General features: G+C 50.1%; 14 protein-coding genes. 12 read left to right on the top strand and 2 right to left on the bottom strand.

The genetic code is table 11. The features are described from left to right. The first annotated feature begins 52 nt into the window (after positions 1-52). The gene (gene alkA, locus AC0IWZ_RS13385; protein ID WP_471677079.1) at positions 53-898 is read left to right on the top strand and encodes a DNA-3-methyladenine glycosylase 2; all 846 of its coding nucleotides are present in this window, start codon (positions 53-55) and stop codon (positions 896-898) included. On the opposite strand, the gene AC0IWZ_RS13380 is transcribed toward alkA, so the two are convergent. Next, positions 891-4,226, bottom strand: coding sequence for a diguanylate cyclase (locus AC0IWZ_RS13380; protein ID WP_471677080.1), 3,336 nt, complete (start codon positions 4,224-4,226; stop codon positions 891-893). The two genes, alkA and AC0IWZ_RS13380, sit on opposite strands and share 8 nt — an antisense overlap. A gap of 342 nt (positions 4,227-4,568) precedes the next feature. Between AC0IWZ_RS13380 and udk the strand changes: the two genes are divergently transcribed. From udk to asmA, 3 genes are all read left to right on the top strand, one after another. Next, positions 4,569-5,210 carry a uridine kinase gene (gene udk / locus AC0IWZ_RS13375; RefSeq protein WP_034496665.1) on the top strand — a complete coding sequence of 214 codons (642 nt, stop codon included), beginning with the start codon at positions 4,569-4,571 and terminating at the stop codon, positions 5,208-5,210. A 145-nt stretch (positions 5,211-5,355) separates the two neighbouring features. Beyond that, the gene (gene dcd / locus AC0IWZ_RS13370) at positions 5,356-5,937 is read left to right on the top strand and encodes a dCTP deaminase (RefSeq protein WP_034496664.1); all 582 of its coding nucleotides are present in this window, start codon (positions 5,356-5,358) and stop codon (positions 5,935-5,937) included. Between the two features lie 23 nt (positions 5,938-5,960). Next, complete coding sequence (gene asmA, locus AC0IWZ_RS13365) at positions 5,961-7,805, top strand: outer membrane assembly protein AsmA (protein WP_471677081.1); 1,845 nt, start codon at positions 5,961-5,963, stop codon at positions 7,803-7,805. 139 nt (positions 7,806-7,944) lie between these two features. Here asmA and AC0IWZ_RS13360 read toward each other — a convergent pair whose 3' ends face one another. Further along, a complete protein-coding gene (locus tag AC0IWZ_RS13360; RefSeq protein WP_471677082.1) occupies positions 7,945-9,525 on the bottom strand; it encodes a TerC family protein in 1,581 nt (526 codons plus the stop codon). Between the two features lie 734 nt (positions 9,526-10,259). Here AC0IWZ_RS13360 and AC0IWZ_RS13355 point away from each other — a divergent pair. The 8 genes from AC0IWZ_RS13355 to wcaE all read left to right on the top strand — a co-directional run bounded on the left by AC0IWZ_RS13355 (position 10,260) and on the right by wcaE (position 18,629). Next, on the top strand, positions 10,260-11,393 hold the full coding sequence (locus AC0IWZ_RS13355) for a polysaccharide export protein (RefSeq protein ID WP_034496656.1): 1,134 nt from the start codon (positions 10,260-10,262) through the stop codon (positions 11,391-11,393). Positions 11,394-11,399: 6 nt separating this feature from the next. Then, positions 11,400-11,843: a low molecular weight protein-tyrosine-phosphatase Wzb gene (gene wzb, locus AC0IWZ_RS13350; protein WP_034496653.1), complete on the top strand. Its 444-nt coding sequence runs from the start codon at positions 11,400-11,402 to the stop codon at positions 11,841-11,843. Between the two features lie 2 nt (positions 11,844-11,845). Beyond that, entirely contained in the window at positions 11,846-14,014 is a 2,169-nt protein-coding gene (gene wzc, locus AC0IWZ_RS13345; RefSeq protein ID WP_410374084.1) for a tyrosine-protein kinase Wzc, read from the top strand. Between the two features lie 117 nt (positions 14,015-14,131). Then, the gene (gene wcaA / locus AC0IWZ_RS13340; protein WP_034496648.1) at positions 14,132-14,968 is read left to right on the top strand and encodes a colanic acid biosynthesis glycosyltransferase WcaA; all 837 of its coding nucleotides are present in this window, start codon (positions 14,132-14,134) and stop codon (positions 14,966-14,968) included. 2 nt (positions 14,969-14,970) lie between these two features. Continuing rightward, entirely contained in the window at positions 14,971-15,456 is a 486-nt protein-coding gene (gene wcaB, locus AC0IWZ_RS13335) for a colanic acid biosynthesis acetyltransferase WcaB (RefSeq protein WP_471677083.1), read from the top strand. Beyond that, entirely contained in the window at positions 15,453-16,670 is a 1,218-nt protein-coding gene (gene wcaC / locus AC0IWZ_RS13330) for a colanic acid biosynthesis glycosyltransferase WcaC (protein ID WP_471677084.1), read from the top strand. Before wcaB ends, wcaC begins: the two co-directional genes overlap by 4 nt. Beyond that, on the top strand, positions 16,645-17,865 hold the full coding sequence (gene wcaD, locus AC0IWZ_RS13325) for a colanic acid polymerase WcaD (protein WP_115627871.1): 1,221 nt from the start codon (positions 16,645-16,647) through the stop codon (positions 17,863-17,865). The genes wcaC and wcaD overlap by 26 nt, the downstream gene beginning before the upstream one ends. A gap of 11 nt (positions 17,866-17,876) precedes the next feature. Continuing rightward, positions 17,877-18,629, top strand: coding sequence for a colanic acid biosynthesis glycosyltransferase WcaE (wcaE, locus tag AC0IWZ_RS13320; protein WP_172893709.1), 753 nt, complete (start codon positions 17,877-17,879; stop codon positions 18,627-18,629). The last annotated feature ends 47 nt before the right edge of the window (positions 18,630-18,676 follow it).

Raw genomic sequence — 18,676 nt, 5'->3', positions numbered from 1 at the left:
TATTCAACCGCTCAGCCTATGCTATGCCAACCCTACGCAACAGGAACACAGAATGTATCAACTGAACTACAACCCGCCGTACGACTGGAAGTGGATGTTTGGTTTTCTTGCCGGGCGTGCGGTTAACGGCATAGAGATTGTTACCGAAGAGCAGTATTGCCGCAGCTTTGCTTTGGGGGATCATCAGGGTCTGCTCACGCTGGAACCTGATGAAGCACGCTGCCAGCTGAACGTGACATTAAGCGAAGGGTTGCAGCCGGTGGCGCAGGAAGTTTTGCAACGCATCAGGCAACTGCTTGATCTCGATTGCCAGCCACACACCATTCTGGAAAGCCTGGGGGAATTGTCGGCGGCACGTCCCGGTTTGCGCTTACCGGGTTGTATGGACACTTTCGAGCAATCTATTCGCGCGATTTTAGGGCAGCTCGTCAGTGTGGCGATGGCGGCGAAACTTACCAGTAAACTGGCGCAGGCTTTTGGCGAACCGCTGGTGGAAAATCCTGAGTGGTTTGTTTTTCCCACGCCCCAAAAGCTGGCCGCGTTACAACCTGAGCAGCTAAAACAGCTCGGAATGCCGTTAAAACGCGGCGAAGCCATTATTCATCTTGCGCAACTCATGGTGAATGGTGAGTTTCCGCTTAACAGCCCTGTGGATGTTGAGAGGGGCGTTAAAGTGTTAACCACGTATCCGGGGATTGGGCGCTGGACGGCAAACTACATTGCGCTACGGGGCTGGCAAGCCACAGATGTTTTCTTGCCCGATGATTACCTGATTAAACAACGCTTCCCTGGTATGACGCCCGCGCAAATCCGCCGTTATGCGGAGCGCTGGAAACCCTGGCGCTCATACGCGCTGTTGCATATCTGGTATAGCGACGGCTGGGTTCCCGTCAATTGATGGCGAAATAACTGGAGTTGAGCAGCATCTCCAGCGGTAACGGTTGAGTGACTGCTTCGCCAAATATCAGATCGACGCCAATTCCTGACAGCGTATCCATCACCATCGGGATATCCGCCGGGCCTGCGATAGTTTGCAGCGTCTGGCGCTGCGCGTGACCCTGAATAATCGTCACCATCATTTCGTCCATCAGGTTGCAATGCACGTTCTGAATCAGTTCTTCATCGACAATGATGTAACTGAAGTATTGGCGCGCAACACGTTTAAAGATATCCAGGTCACGCCCCACATGGCTAAGAATCAACTGACAGCCGCTGTCATGCAGCCTTTTCAGGTTTCTTTCGATTTTTTCATCGTCGTTCTGTAGCGCTTCGCAATGCACCATCAGATGCAACAAGCGGGTTGGGAGCGCGCTTCGTGTGAACAGCACCAGCAATTCGTCAACGACCTTGTCACACGCCAGGCTGTGAGAGGAGAGGGCAAGGGCGACGCCAAAGCCTTTGTTGGTTACGGACTGAGAAAACTTGCTGAAGAATTCGTTGAAGATCCGCAGATCGAGCGCGCAGTGCAACTCAGCATCGGTGACGGCTGTGCGGAACGTTTTCTCGTCAATGACCACGCCGTCGTTGCCCCAGAAGCGCAGCGAAAGCAGATAGAAGCTGGTTGTCTCCGGGATGCGCGGAGGTGCTACGCCAAGGGCAATCATCAATATCGGGTTATCATTAATGATAGATTTTTGCTCGGCAAGGGTGATGTTTTGGCCATCTTTGCGGATGTCATGCTGGGAAGATTCAAAGACTGTTACCCGGCCACGGCCACCATTTTTTGAGGCATAACAGGCGATATCTGCCTGGGAAAGCACCTCAGATGCCAGGCGATTATCGGCATCAATTTGCGTGATCCCGGCGCTGGCACCAATGCGATGCAAACGCCCGTTCCACGTAAAGTGGTAATCATTGATGCTTTGGATAATCCGTTCCGAAATATGGCGCGCATTGTCAGACGAACAATCCGGCAGCAGCAATCCAAACTCATCGCCGCCCAGGCGCGCGAGGAAATCGCCAGTGCGTAACATACTGAGCATTAAAGAAGAAAGCTCACGCAACAGCGCATCGCCCGCCGCGTGACCCGCGGAATCGTTCACCGCTTTAAAGCGATCGAGATCGATAAACACTAACGCGTGGCGCTGACGATTTTCTCCGGCACTTTGCAGCAGGCGTTTAAGGTGGTTTTCAAAGCTGACGCGGTTTGCCAGATGAGTCAGCCCATCGTGTGAGGCGCTGTAGCTCAGCTGTTTGAGCATTTTACGCGATTCGGTAACGTCCTGAATAACCAACACCGAGCCAATACTTTGCCCATCAAGTGTGGTCAGCGGTGTGATGCTGTAGTGAATGTCGTAGCTGCCACCGTTGCGGCAATGCAGAACCACATCGTGTTCAATCGTCGCGCGGGAATAATCACCGCTATGAATGTTTTCCATTACCGGGCCGTTGTCACCAAAGGTAATGTGTAGGATTGCCAGAATATGCTGACCAATCGCTTGCTGCTGCGGCCAGCCGCTCAACTTTTCGGCGATCGGATTCATAAAGGTGATATTCATATCCACATCGGTACAAATCACCGCTTCGCCAATCGAGTCCAGCGTAATGTGCAGACGCTCTTTTTCCTGATACAGCGCTTCGTTCAGCTGTTTCACTTCGGTCATATCCATGTTGATGCCCAGCAAACGCTCGACGTCACCATTTTTATTCAGTACGCGGTTGGCGAGAGAGCGAATATGGCGAATGCCTTCTTTGACATGAATGCGATATTCCATCTTAAATGGCACGCGAGCCTGCAAGGCATCGCGCACCGTTTTCTCAGCCGCAGGCGCATCATCAGCGACAATACGCTCCAGCCACAATGCGTAGGTAGGTTTCAGGTGCGCCGGAACCTCATAGAGATCAAACATACGTTTGTCCCAACTGATCACATCAGTCCCAAGATCCCATTCCCAGATACCGATACCGCCGGCCTCATTGGCAAGCGTGATGCGCTCCATCAGGCGTTTGTTCACCCATTCGGTGTGCTTGAGATCGTTAATGTCTTCGATTTGGGCGATTAAATAGAGTGGCGTGCCGTCAATATCTCGCACAATGGAAACCGCCAGCAGCGCCCACACCACATCACCTTTGCTGGTGTAGTAACGTTTTTCCATTGAATAACTATTGATACTGCCGCTGACCAACATATTGAGCTGGTGCAAGTCGGCGTGTAAATCTTCCGGGTGCGTAATTTGCTGGAAGGTGAGCGAACGGAGTTGCTCTGAGGTGTAACCGAGGAATTTACTCAGCGATTTATTCACCTGCAACCATTGCCCGTCGGTCGAAACCAGCGCCATACCGATAGCGGAATATTCCATGGCATTACGAAAACGTGCTTCGCTTTCGGTGATGTGTTTTCGTTCTTCACGAAATGAATACATCACCATGGTCATCACATTGGCAGGCAATAGAATCATCAGGAACGGCAGCCACGGTGCATTATCCATGACGGCTGTGTGGGGTTGTTGCATCGCGATGTGACCGTTGGTAGCCATCATTAATGAGACCACCATCAGCGTGCCGAGGAAAACAATAAAGGCTTCGAGGCGGGGCAGGCGAATAGCGCTCCACATCAGGAAAACAATAATAAAGGTAAATGGCCACGGCATATAACGCAGGGCGAGATAACTTAACGTCAGGGTAATGACAAAAGTGAATATTGTTTCTAATAATAATTTTGGATTTTTATGGCGTAAAAGGGTGCTGGGTTTAAACAATAAAGCGGTGGGCACCAGCGCCAGGCTACCGATCATTTCGGATAGCATCCAGACGAAAAAAGTTTTGGCAACGCTTCCGCCATCAGGTCCGGCTAACCATACCGCCAGTATACCGCCGACAATCGGCGGGATGACGGCACTGCACATCACCAGCCGAACCCAATTATGCAAATTTTGGAGAGGATTATGCTGTGGCAGCAGGCGGCGCATTAATGTTGCACCAAGCACCGCTTCAATAATATTGATAGCGGTATAGCCCAAATTAATTTCGTTTAGGGGAAATAATACTGCTGTGGCGCATAAACTCCCCACAGCGCAAACCCCAATAACCATGGGCCACTGACGGAGTGAATTGCGGAATAAAGCCACCATCATGAGAGATGTCGGGAACCAAAGCGGCGCTAAAACAGTTCCAACCAGGGATAATTCGAGTGAATACAGGGTAAATATAAAGCTGAGAAACCCTAATCCCACTGGCAGTATGAAGGAAGGCATTGCGATTAATTCTTTTGTGTTTTGTTTGATCATTACCGCAAATCCGTTAAGGCGTGCCGCCAGGTGCCATGCCCGGATGCAAATAAAAAGATAAGTTTCGGTTTATGCTAGTACAAACAATTTACATTTCCTATGTCGGTTGGTCATAATTTAACATTAAGAGGTAATAAAAAGTGATATTAGACATACTTATTTTCATCTCTTGATAATTGTCCCTGTTATTGGAAGGGCATTGCTGGATTAACCCTGAAAGCTAAAATCACCCGCCAACGTGCATTGCTCTGGTATCAGCGGGCGGATCTCCCTATAATTGCCGCGTTTGACGCATCTGCGTCCCCCTTCCTCAACATTTAAGTCAACAAGGCTCGTTACAACATGACTGACAAGTCCCATCAATGCGTCATCATCGGGATAGCCGGTGCGTCGGCTTCAGGAAAAAGTCTTATTGCCAGCACACTGTATCGCGAACTGCGCGATCAGGTTGGTGATGAACACATTGGTGTCATTCCAGAAGACAGTTACTACAAAGACCAAAGCCATCTTTCGATGGAAGAACGAGTTAAGACCAACTATGACCATCCTAACGCGATGGATCACAATTTGTTGTTCCAACACCTGCAAATGCTTAAAGCCGGAAACCCAATTGAACTCCCGGTTTACAGCTACGTGGAACACACCCGCACGGGTAACACTGTTCATTTAATGCCGAAGAAAGTCATCATTCTGGAAGGGATTTTGTTGCTGACGGATGCCCGTCTGCGCGAAGAGATGAACTTCTCCATTTTTGTTGATACGCCGCTGGATATTTGCCTGATGCGCCGCATGAAGCGTGATGTTAACGAACGTGGCCGCTCCATGGACTCCGTTATGGCTCAATATCAGAAAACCGTTCGCCCGATGTTCTTGCAATTCATTGAACCTTCTAAGCAGTACGCCGATATCATCGTGCCGCGCGGGGGTAAAAACCGTATTGCCATTGATATTCTTAAGGCGAAAATCAGTCAGTTCTTTGAGTAATCTCCAGGCGTAAAAACCACCGCACCTGCAATGTGAAAGACGACGGGTATCATGAAATTCCGCTATTTACCCGTCGTTGCGTGGCTATCTGCGCCGCGCTGTGGCAGGGTAAACAAAACTGAGCTTGAGATAAGGAGCATCTGAAATGCGTTTGTGTGACCGCGATATAGAGGCCTGGCTTGATGACGGGCGCTTAACGATTACCCCTCGTCCGCCAGTTGAACGCATTAGCGGTGCTACCGTTGATGTGCGCCTGGGGAATAAATTCCGTACTTTCAGCGGCCATACTGCTCCGTTTATCGACTTAAGCGGACCTAAAGATGAAGTGAGCGAAGCATTAGAGCGCGTGATGAGTGACGAAATTGTTCTCCGCGAAGGCGATGCTTTCTATCTGCATCCAGGCGAACTGGCTTTAGCGGTAACGCTTGAGTCCGTGACCATTCCTGCTGATTTAGTCGGTTGGTTAGATGGCCGTTCATCTTTAGCGCGTTTAGGCTTGATGGTTCACGTTACGGCTCACCGCATCGACCCAGGCTGGCATGGTTGCATCGTACTTGAGTTCTTTAATTCCGGTAAACTGCCTTTGGCTTTACGTCCTGGTATGATGATTGGCGCGCTAAGCTTTGAACCCCTTTCTGGCCCGGCTGCACGTCCTTACAACAGCCGCCAGGATGCAAAGTATCGCGATCAGCAAGGTGCGGTTGCAAGCCGTATTGATAAGGACTGAGTTCCCATCTGTATGAGGGCTGTATGAAACGATTTATAACCACGCTGATGATATTGCTGGTCGTGCTGGTGGCCGGCCTTTCTGCGTTGGTATTGTTGGTTAATCCCAATGATTTTCGTGCATATATGGTGCGCCAGGTTGAAACCCGTAGTGGCTATCAGCTTCATCTGGATGGCCCGCTGCGTTGGCATGTCTGGCCGCAGCTCAGTATTTTATCAGGGCGTATGTCGCTGACGGCTCCAGGGGCAAGCCAGCCGTTGGTCAGTGCCGATAACATGCGCCTCGACGTGGCTTTAGTTCCGCTGTTATCCCATCAGTTGAAAGTCCAGCAGGTGATGCTAAAAGGTGCGGTGATTCAACTCACTCCGCAAACTGAAGAGCGTCGTCCGAAAGATGCGCCCGTTGGGCCATCAACCGGCATTACCCCGCCAGCTGAAGACCGTGGCTGGTCGTTTGATATTGCGAAGCTAAAAGTTGCCGATAGTGTGCTGGTGTTTCAGCATGACGGCGATGAACAAATCACCGTGCGCAATATCAATCTGCAAATGGAACAAAATGACAGAAAGCTGGCGCACATTGAGCTGAGCAGCCGCATTAACCGCGATCAGCGCGACCTGAATTTTTCTATGGTGGCTGACCTCGACGCCAGTAATTACCCTCAACAGCTCACGGCGAATATCTCGAAGCTGGATTACCAGTTACGCGGTGCCGACCTTCCGGTCAGTGGCATTGCCGGGAATGCGACCTTCGCAGCCAGTTGGTCTGATCCGCAACATCTTCTTGAATTTAACCAGCTGCAACTGACGGCAAACGATAGCGACCTGCAAGGTAACGGGCGTGTAGTGCTCGAAGATAAGCCTCAATGGCAGCTCGATCTGCGCTCCAGTAAACTGAATCTTGATGCTCTGGTTGCTGAAAATGCCGTGACCAGCACAAAAGTCGTACAGCAGGCGCAACAGCAAAGCAGTTTGCCACGCCCGGTGATTGCCTCCGGCGTAGACGATAACACTTATCAGAGCCTGCGCGGTTTCAGCGCACAAGTGAAAATTGCTGCGGGAAATGTGCGTTGGCGCGGGCTGGACTTCACCGATGTTCAGTCGGCGATGACTAACCAATATGGTTTGCTGAAAGTTTCAGAGCTGGCAGGCAAGTTTGGTAAAGGCAGCATGTCATTCCCCGGCGTTCTGGATGCGCGTAAAAACGAGCCGAGTTTAAACTTCAATCCGAAAGTCACTGACATCGAAATTGGGCCGATCCTCACTGCCTTCGATTATCCGATTGCTTTGACAGGATTGCTGTCGATGGAGGGCGACTTTAGCGGTGACAAGCTCAATGCTGATGCATTCCGCCGCAGCTGGCAGGGCGATGCGAACATCACCATGTCGAATACCACAATGCAGGGGATGAACTTCCAGCAAATGATTCAGCAGGCCGTTGCCCGCAGTAATGGCGATGTGCAGGCCCAGCAAAACTATGACAACGTCACCACGCTTGAAAGTTTTGCAGCGCAGGCGAGCCTTGATAACGGTCAACTCACGCTCGGCAACATGTCGGGCAAGTCTTCAATGCTGGAACTCACTGGCAAAGGGACGCTGGACCTGGTTCAGCAGCAGTGCGACACGCGGTTTAACGTCACGGTGCTGGGAGGCTGGGAAGGGGACAGCAAGCTGATTGAAGTGCTGAAAACCACGCCTATTCCGCTTCGGGTTTACGGCCCGTGGCAGAAGCTAAATTACTCTCTGCAAGTGGATCAGGCACTGCGCAAGCAGTTGCAGGGCGAAGCGAAACGTCGGTTGAATGACTGGCTGGATAAGCACAAAGACAGCAAAAATTCGAAAGACGTGAAAGAGTTGCTAAATAATCTGTAGCGTTGTTTTGTAGGGTGGATAAGTCGTAGACGTCATTCACCATGTATGTCGGCTTTTGTCGGATGACGCTGGCGCTTATCCGACCTACGACGAGTTTGTCATCACCCTCAGAGAGAACCGAAAGGCTCTCTCTTTTGTTTTACACTTCGTAATCCATCTCTTCATCATCCTCGAGCGGCACAATTTGCACCTTCTGCACCCGGTGGCTTTCCACTTGCAGCGTGCGCAACAGAAAATCCCCCACCTGGACTGCTTCCCCGCTAACCGGAATATGTTGCAGTAACTCCATCAGCAAACCGGCGATGGTGTGATAGTTACGTTTCTCATCAAGCGGCAGCGGCACATACTGGATTAAATCCTCGAGCGGCATATGCCCGTTGGCTGTCCAGGTGCCGTCCGGGTTTTTCTGGATATCATGGCGCGCATCAATCTCTTCGATTTCGTTGGGCAAGTTACCGGCGATGGTCTCCATCACGTCACTTAATGTCACCACACCTTCGACGGAACCAAATTCATCGACCACAAAGGCAAAGTGCGTGCGCCCATTGCGAAACTGTTCCAGCGCGGCCAACAGCGGCAGCGTTTCCGGGAATATCAGTGGCTGGCGAATCAATGCCTCAAGATCAAGCGGCTCGCCCTTCAGCGACTGCTGGAGCAAATCAATGACGTGCACCACACCTAAAATTTCATCGCCTTCACCAGTAATGACCACGCGGGTATGCTGATTTTTGTCCAGCAACGCGCGCGTTTGTTCCTCTGAATCGCCAAGTTTGACGTGCTCGACATCATGGCGTGACGTCATGATGCTGCTGACGGTACGCCGGTTCAGATTGAGCACTCGTTCAATCATCAATCGTTCCTGAGGCTCAAAAATTTCATCCTGTTGCGAGTGGTCAGCAATCAACGATGCCGTTTGCGCATCCAGCTCCGCTTCTTCCTTTTTACCGTTAAGGAGCCTTAAAACAGCCTCGGCGGTGCGCTGGCGCAATGACTGGTCGGCTGATAAGAAGCGACGACGATTGAAAATGGCGAGCTGATTCAGGCTCTCAATCATCACCGAGAAACCAATGGCGGCGTACAGATAGCCCTTCGGAATATGGTAACCAAAACCGTCGGCCACCAGACTAAAGCCAATCATTAACAGAAAACTCAGGCACAAAATCACGATGGTTGGGTGATTGTTCACAAAGCGCGTCAGGGCTTTGCTGGCAAGCAGCATCAGACAAATGGCGATGATCACCGCAGCCATCATGACGGGCAAATGGTCGACCATCCCCACGGCGGTAATCACTGAGTCGAGAGAAAACACCGCATCAAGAACGACGATTTGCGCGACCACTGGCCAGAAGCGCGCCCCCCGTCGCTGCGTGTGGGATTCGCTGTCTTTACCTTCAAGGCGTTCGTTTAGCTCGACGGTAGCTTTAAATAACAAGAACAGGCCGCCAAACAGCATGATTAAATCCCTGGCGCTGAATGCCAGTTCGCCGAGATGAAACAGCGGACGGGTCAGCGTTACCAGCCAGGAAATAGAAGCCAGCAACAGCAAACGCATTAACATCGCCAGTATCAACCCCGTGACACGAGCACGGTCGCGCTGAGCCGGGGGAAGTTTTTCGGCAAGTATTGCGATAAACACCAGGTTATCGATACCCAGAACCAATTCAATAACGACCAGAGTCACCAGTCCTGCCCAGATTGAGGGGTCGACAATCCATTCCATACGCCGGTCAGTACCTCATTAAAGATGACAAATGTCACAATGAAATGATGGATACTCACCGGGGAAATTGCAATGCCAGATGCGGGAATAATCCATTCATGCTGAATTCTTATGCCTGTCTCGCTTAATTCCACTTAATCACCAGGGTAAATAATTAATATTTTGCTAAATAAAGGGTAATTGCCTTTTCTTATATTAAAAATTACATGAGATAGTTCTGTATATTCCCTTGTGGCTTATCACTTATTAATTTTCTGTCAATATAAAGAAAATCCTAAACGCGTGTAAATGTGCTGTTAATACTAATCTTAAAAGTCAGGTTCTCCTTCTGCGGAACCTTGCCTGATATAGGGTTAGCTGTAACAATCGATATCGGTGTCTGATATTAGATGTATTTTTTATATTCGCTGAAGCCATGATATTTAACCTGGCACCGCAGGTTTTATTTTCTAAGATAATTCTTTGAATTTAATTTCTGTAACGATTGCCCATTATAACTTGTCTTTTTTCAGTAGGTTGGTGACTGTAAGCCAGGGGCGGTAGCATGCCCGAAGGCCAGAGAATAAGCCTCAATTATTCTGTCAATAGGATGTCGGGAAATAAGAGTTTTTTTAGGATTGATGCCAGATATTTCTGCGGCAACCAGGTTTAAATTCAGACCTCATTCAAATACCTAACGAGTCACTTATTTTATTCGCTCAGGATAATTACTCTGCCATAGTGATAAATACTCAATGATAAAATACAAACTTAAATTGATGCCTTTATTGGTGTCAGTAACCCTTATGAGTGGTTGCACAGTGCTCCCCGGTAGCAATATGTCTACGATGGGGAAAGATGTTATCAAGCAACAGGATTCAGACTTCAATCTGGATCGCATGGTTAACGTTTATCCGTTAACGCCGCGTCTGGTTGAACAATTACGCGTACGCCCTGCGGTGGCACAGCCAAATATGTCTCTGGACCAGGAGATTGCAGCTTACCAATATCGTGTTGGCCCAGGGGATGTCCTGAACGTCACCGTCTGGGATCACCCGGAACTCACCACACCTGCGGGCCAATATCGTAGCTCAAGCGATGCCGGTAACTGGGTGCAGTCTGACGGCACGATGTTCTATCCGTATGTCGGCAAAGTAAAAGTCACGGGTAAAACCCTTTCTGAAATTCGTAGTGATATTACCAGCCGCCTTGCGACGTACATCGCAGACCCGCAGGTGGACGTTAATATCGCTGGGTTCAGATCTCAAAAAGCGTACGTCTCGGGCCAGGTCAACAAATCAGGGCAACAGGCGATTACCAACGTTCCGCTTACCGTTCTGGATGCGATCAATGCCGCAGGTGGCCTGACGGATGCCGCCGACTGGCGCAACGTGGTGCTGACGCACAACGGCCAGGAAAAGCGCATTTCTCTGCAAGCCCTGATGCAAAACGGCGACCTGAGCCAGAACCATCTTCTGTATCCTGGCGACATTTTATTCGTGCCGCGCAATGACGACCTGAAAGTGTTCGTGATGGGTGAAGTGAAGAAACAAACCACCCTCAAAATGGACTTCAGCGGCATGACGCTGACCGAAGCGCTCGGCCAGGCCGAAGGTCTGGATATGACCTCATCTAATGCCAGCGGCATCTTCGTTATTCGCCCAATCAAAGAGAAGCAGGGCGGCAAAATCGCCAACATTTATCAGCTTGATATGTCCGATGCGACCTCGCTGGTGATGGGCACCGAATTCCAGCTGCAACCTTACGACGTGGTGTATGTGACCACCGCACCAGTCACGCGTTGGAATCGCCTGATCAACCAACTGCTGCCAACCATCAGTGGCGTTCGTTATATGACGGATACCGCCAAAGATATCCATACCTGGTAACGCGCTATGTTCAACAAAATTTTGGTTGTTTGTGTGGGGAATATTTGCCGTTCCCCAACCGCTGAGCGGTTATTAAAAAATTACCATCCGCAGCTTACTGTGACTTCCGCAGGGCTTGGGGCGCTGGTGGGGAAAGGGGCGGATGTGGGCGCTATCCGCGTGGCCGAGCAGCACAACCTCTCGCTTGAGGGGCATTGTGCGAAGCAGGTCTCCGGAAAAATGTGCCGCGAATACGACCTGATTCTCGCTATGGAAAAACGCCATATCTCCGCAATTTGCGAAATGGCTCCAGAGATGCGCGGCAAAGTGATGCTGTTCGGTCACTGGGATGCGGAACGGGAAATTCCCGATCCGTATCGCAAAAGCCACGACGCTTTTGAAGCGGTTTACGGTCTTCTGGACCAGAGCGCTCAGAAATGGGCTAACGCACTCAACGCTCATCAGGGATAACAATGACAGAAAAATCACGCCGTCCGAGCGCCCCGACTGAGGGCAATGACGAAATTGATATTGGCCGATTGTTTGGCACGGTTCTCGAAGCCCGCTGGTGGGTTTTGGGGATCACCGCCGTGTTCGCCATTCTTGCCACCGTCTACGCGATGTTTGCCACACCCATCTATAAAGCCGATGCGCTGGTGCAAATTGAACAAAACGCCGGTAACTCGCTGGTCAACGACATTAGCTCCGCGCTCTCAAACAAACCGCCAGCATCTGCTGCGGAAATGCAGCTGATTCAATCGCGCCTGGTTTTAGGCAAAACGGTTGACGATCTCAACCTTGATATTGCGGTGGAGAAAAACAGCTTCTGGTTATTGGGCGCGGGTTGGGACCGTTTGCAGGGTCGCCAAAATGACACCGTTGTGGTCGATACTTTTAACCTCCCAGCGGGGCAGGGCAAAAATATCTTCACCGTCGAAGTCACTAGCCCAACGCAATATCAGCTCACCAGTGATAACGGATTTAGCGCCAAAGGGCAGGTCGGGCAAACCCTCAGCAAAGATGGCATCACCATGAACGTGAGTGCGATTAAAGCGCAAGTGGGCGATACCTTTACCGTCACCAAATATTCCACGCTTGGCATGATCAACCAGTTACAGGGCAACCTGGTGGTCGCTGAAAACGGTAAAGATACCGGGGTATTAAGCCTTTCTTACACCGGTGAAGACCGGGATAAAATTCGCGATATCCTCGACAGCATCACGCGCAATTATCTTGAGCAGAACGTACAACGCAAATCGGAAGAAGCGGCGAAAAGCCTGAAGTTCCTTGCCGAACAATTGCCAGAAGTGCGCACGCGTCTGGATGCCGCTGAAAACAAGCTCAACGCCTATCGCCAACAGCAAGATTCGGTTGATTTGTCGCTTGAAGCGAAATCTGTGCTCGACACCATGGTGAACATTGACGCGCAGCTTAACGAGTTGACCTTCAAAGAAGCTGAAATTTCCAAGCTATATACCAAAGTTCACCCGGCGTACCGCACGCTGCTGGAAAAACGTAAAACGCTGGAAGATGAGAAAGCGCGTCTGAATGGTCGTGTGACGGCCATGCCGAAAACCCAACAAGAAATCGTGCGTTTGACGCGTGATGTGGAATCCGGCCAGCAGGTTTACATGCAATTGCTGAACAAACAGCAAGAGCTGAAAATCACCGAAGCCAGCACCGTGGGCGATGTACGCATTGTTGATGCGGCGATTGCGCAGCCTGGAATGGTTAAACCGCAACGGGCGTTGATTATTCTCGGCAGCATTATTCTTGGCCTGATGCTTTCTATTATGGGCGTGCTGCTACGCTCGCTGTTCAACCGTGGCATCGAAAGCCCGGCGGTGCTGGAAGAGGCGGGGATTGGTGTTTACGCCAGCATTCCACTTTCCGAATGGCAGAAATCTCGTGATAACGCCACGGTTCGCGGTGTGAAAGCGGCGAAGCGCAATAAACAAAGCCAACTGCTGGCGGTGGGCAATCCCACGGATCTCGCCATCGAAGCCATTCGCAGCCTGCGCACCAGTCTGCACTTCGCCATGATGCAGGCATCGAACAATGTTCTGATGCTCACAGGTGTCAGCCCGTCGATTGGTAAAACCTTTGTCTGCGCCAACCTGGCCGCCGTGATTAGCCAGACCAACAAACGCGTGTTGCTTATCGACTGCGATATGCGCAAAGGCTACACCCACGAACTGCTCGGAACCACCAACACCAATGGCCTGGCCGAAGTGCTGACCGGGCAGGCGGAAATCACCCGCTGTGCGCAAAAAACGTCAGTGCCTAATTTCGACCTCATCCCGCGCGGTGTGGTGCCTTCAAACCCTTCTGAACTGCTGATGAGCGAACGCTTTGCCGAGCTGATTGCGTGGGCAAGCAAGAACTATGACCTGGTGTTGATCGATACCCCGCCAATTCTCGCGGTGACCGATGCTGCCGTTGTGGGCCGCCACGCAGGCACCACGTTGATGGTGGCGCGTTATGCGGTGAACACGCTCAAAGAAGTCGAAACCAGCCTTAGCCGCTTTGAACAAAACGGTATCAACGTCCGCGGCGTGATCCTGAACTCCATCTTCCGCCGTGCGGCGGGATATGAAGATTACGGTTACTACGAATACGAATATAAGTCCGATGCGAAATAGTCAGGCATCAGCTGGCGGATGACGCTTTGCTTATCCGCCCTACATTTCACGCCCTGTAGGGTGGATAAGCGATAGCGTCATCCACCAATAAATAAAAACGATTTTCGGGGGAGCGCCATGAATAACCCACTTATCTCTATTTATATGCCGACATGGAATCGTCAGCAGCTGGCAATCCGCGCCATTAAATCCGTGTTGCGCCAGGATTATGAACACTGGGAAATGTTAATCGTTGACGACTGCTCTTCATCCTACGAACAGCTCCAACGCTTTGTGGAAGAACTCGGTGACGCGCGCGTGCGTTACACCCGCAATGATTTCAACTCCGGCGCGTGTTCAGTGCGTAACCAGGCCATCAGCCAGGCGACGGGCGAATTGATCACGGGTATTGATGATGATGACGAATGGACGCCTAATCGCCTGTCCGTTTTTCTGGAACACAAACACCAACTGGTGACACACGCCTTTTTATACGCCAACGACTACGTCTGCGAAGGGCAGGTTTATTCCCAGCCCGCCAGTCTGCCGTTGTACCCAAAATCACCGTTTTCATTAAAGCTGTTTTATAAGCGAAATATTATTGGTAATCAGGTATTTACCTACGCCAGTCGCTTCAAGGCTTGCCTGTTTGATACCACACTGGCTGCGGCTCAGGACTACGACATTTTCCTGCGAATGGTGGTCGAGTACGGTCAACCCTGGAAAGTGGAAGAAGCCACGCAAATTTTGCATGTTAACCACGGTGAAATGCAGATCACCAAATCGCCGAAAAAATTCGCTGGGTACTTCCACTTCTACCGAAAACACAAAGATAAATTCGATCGGGCCAGCAAGAAATACCAGCTGTTTACCCTCTACCAAATCCGCAATAAACGCATGTCTTTACGCACGTTATTAGCGCTGTTGAGCGTGCGTAACACCAAACGTCTTGCCGACGGACTACGGGGGAAATAACCGTGCTTGAAGATCTGCGCGCAAATTCCTGGAGCCTGCGCCCGTGCTGCATGGTGATGGCTTATCGCATCGCGCATTTTTGCTCGGTGTGGCGCAAAAAAAGCGTCATCAACAATCTCTGGGCGGCACCGGTCATCCTGCTTTATCGCTTTATCACTGAATGCCTGTTTGGCTATGAAATCCAGGCAGGCGCCACCATCGGGCGTCGTTTTACCATTCACCACGGTTATGCCGTGGTCATCAATAAGTTCGTGGTTGCCGGAGACGATTTCACTATTCGTCACGGCGTCACCATTGGCAATCGCAGCAAAAGCAATGATTGTCCGGTGATTGGCAATGGTGTCGAACTCGGCGCGAATGTGGTGATGATTGGTGATATCACGGTGGGTAATAACGTGGTGGTCGGTGCAGGAAGTGTGGTGCTGGACAACGTGCCGGACAATGCGCTGGTCGTCGGCCAGAAAGCGCAAGTAAAGGTTATAAAATGAATATCTTACAATTCAACGTGCGCCTGGCTGAAGGCGGGGCGGCAGGTGTCGCGCTGGATCTTCATCAGCGCGCCAACGCCGCCGGTTTTAGCTCCCGTTTTATCTATGGTTACGGCAAAGGCGGAAAGAAAAGCGCCAGCCACGATAAATTCCCGGGCGTAGTAAAACACACGCCGCGACTCACATCGATTGCCAACATTATTCTGTTCCGCTTTTTCAACCGCGACCCGTTTGGCAACCTCAATAACCTGTATCGCAAAGTGACCCGAAGCATCGGCCCGGTGGTTCTGCATTTCCATGTGGTCCACAGCTACTGGCTGAATCTGGAAGAGATGGTGACGTTTTGCCAGCGCGTGAAAGCCCATAAAGCAGATGTCACTTTTGTCTGGACGCTACACGACCACTGGAGCATTACCGGGCGCTGTGCGTTCCTCGATGGATGCGATGGCTGGAAAACCGGCTGTCAGAAATGCCCGACGCTCAATAACTATCCGCCGGTGAAAACCGATCGCGCCCATTTGCTGGTGGACACCAAACGCCAGTTGTTCCGCGAAATGTTAGCGCTGGGCTGCCAGTTTATCTCCCCGAGCCAGCATGTGGCTGATGCTTTTAATCGTATCTACGGTGCAGGGCGCTGCAAAATTATCAATAACGGAATCGACGTCGCAACTGAAGCGATTCTGGCTGAACTGCCGCTGACGAATGCGGCGGGTGACAAGCCCAAAGTGGCCGTGGTGGCACACGATTTACGTTATGACGGTAAAACCAACCAGCAGCTGGTGCAGGCGATTATGGCGCTGGGGGATGAAATTGAACTGCATACCTTCGGGAAATTCTCGCCGTTTAATGGCCCGAACGTGGTGAATCACGGCTACATGACCGACAAAAAAGCGCTGATGAGTGAGCTTAATGAAATGGACTCGCTGGTGTTCAGTTCGCAGGTGGATAACTACCCGCTGATTTTGTGCGAAGCGCTGTCGATTGGCGTGCCGGTTATCGCCACACAAAGTGACGCCGCCGATGAAGTGCTGCGCAAAGTCGACGGTAAAACCTTTAGCGATATGCGCGTGCTGGAACTGGTGAAAATGCCAAAAGAAGCGCTCGCCCAGCAGGTGTTTGGCAAGGATTTGCAGAGTTTCAAAACTGCGAGTCGCCAGGCGTTCAGTGGACAACAGATGCTGGAGGAATATGTCTCGTTCTATCAGAATCTGTAGTTATCTGCTGCTGCCGTTCATCTATCTGGTGGTCAACGTCAAGTTGGCCTCACTCGGAGAAAGTTTCCCGATAACGATAGTCACCTTCTTGCCCGCCATTCTCTTTTTGTACATTGAACGCATTAGCGTCAAAAAATTGATGATTGCTTTGGGCATCGGTGCGGGACTCACCGCATTTAACTACATCTTTGGTCAATCGCTGGATGCCAGCAAATATGTCACCTCGACATTATTGTTTGTTTATATCGTGCTGATCATGGCGATGACGTGGAGCTGCCGCTTCAAAACTATTTCCCAACGTAATCACCGTAAGTTATTAAGGTTATTTTATGGTGTCGTCGGCATTATTGTGATGTTGGCAGCAGCAGAAATGGCTCAGATTATCCTTACTGGTGGCAGTAGCCTGATTGAGAAAATTTCGAAGTTTCTTATATACAGTAACAGCTATGTTCTGAACTTTATTAGCTTCGGCGGTAAGCGTACCACGGCTCTTTATTTTGAACCGGCGTTCTTCGCTCTGGCGTTAATCTCAATTTGGCTCAGTATCAAACAGTTCGGTATCAAAACACCAAAAACTGATGGTATGATTCTTTTGGGGATAGTGCTTTCCGGATCGTTTTCAGGGGTAATGACTTTTATCCTGTTCTATTTGCTTGAGTGGGCATTTCAATACCTTAATAAAAATGCAATAAAGAAGAAGTTACCATTAGCGATAATTTCTCTCTCCGTGTTTTTAGTAGGGTTAATATTCGCATTCCCTTATATCGCCACACGCCTCGGTGATTTGGGAACGGAAGGTTCGTCATCGTATTATCGTATTATTGGCCCTCTGGCGATGGTCGGGCATTCATTGACCAATATTGATGGGGTAGTGCGGTTCGGATCTTTATATGAATATGTCGCATCATTCGGAATCTTTAACGGTGCGGATGTCGGTAAAACAGTAGACAATGGTTTGTATCTGCTAATTATTTATTTTTCATGGTTCGCGGTATTACTAACAATTTGGTATATGTGGAAAGTCATTAAAATGATGCGTACGGCATTTGGTAATAATGAAAATTACCGTGTGCAATTATGGCTCTTTACCCCTGTATCACTGTTTTTTACCGGTTCAATTTTTAGCCCTGAATATGCGTTCTTAATTGTTTGCCCGTTTATTTTACGTAAAGCACTCAATATTACGAACACCTGAGGTCAATAACAATGCTGCTAAGTGTCATCACGGTTGCTTATAAAAATCTTGCCGGAATAGAAAAAACCTGGCAGTCGCTGGCCCATTTAGCGAAGGCGCCTGGTATCACATTTGAGTGGATTGTGGTTGATGGTGGCTCGCAAGATGGTACCGCCGAGTTTCTGGAAAACCTGAATGGGCAGTACAACTTACGTTTCGTAAGTGAGAAAGATAACGGCATTTATGATGCGATGAACAAAGGCATTGATATGGCTCAGGGCCGTTATGCGTTGTTCCTTAACTCAGGTGATGTTTTCCATCAGGATATCGTAAATGTCTCCCGCCAGCTTGCTGAAAGGCCGTTGACAGAAAATGCCATGATCATTGGCGATGCATTATTAGACTTTGGCGACGGCACAAAAATAGAGCGTCGGGCAAAGCAGGGTTGGTATATTTACCACAGTTTGCCCGCCAGCCATCAGGCGATATTTTTCCCTATGGATGGTCTGCTTAAATACCCGTATGACCTGCAATATAAAGTATCTTCGGATTACGCCCTGGCAGCCAAAATGTATAAAAGCGGTTATGCATTTAAACGCGTCAAGGGGATTGTCTCCGAATTTTCAATGGGCGGCGTTTCTACCACCAATAATATTGAGTTGTGCCGTGATGCGAGAAGCGTGCAGCGCAGAATATTACACGTCCCAGGCTTTATTGCGGAATTGTCTTATAAGCTCCGTTTACGCACCACCGGAAAATCAAAAGCATTATATAACAAAGCCTGATTCTGTAGGTCGGATTAGCGTCAGCGACATCCGACGAAAAAGTAGGA

The sequence above is a fragment of the Buttiauxella sp. AC142 genome (genome assembly GCF_979253435.1).
The sequence above is the reverse complement of the archived record's forward strand: the minus strand, read 5'-3'. Positions and strand labels throughout refer to the sequence as shown.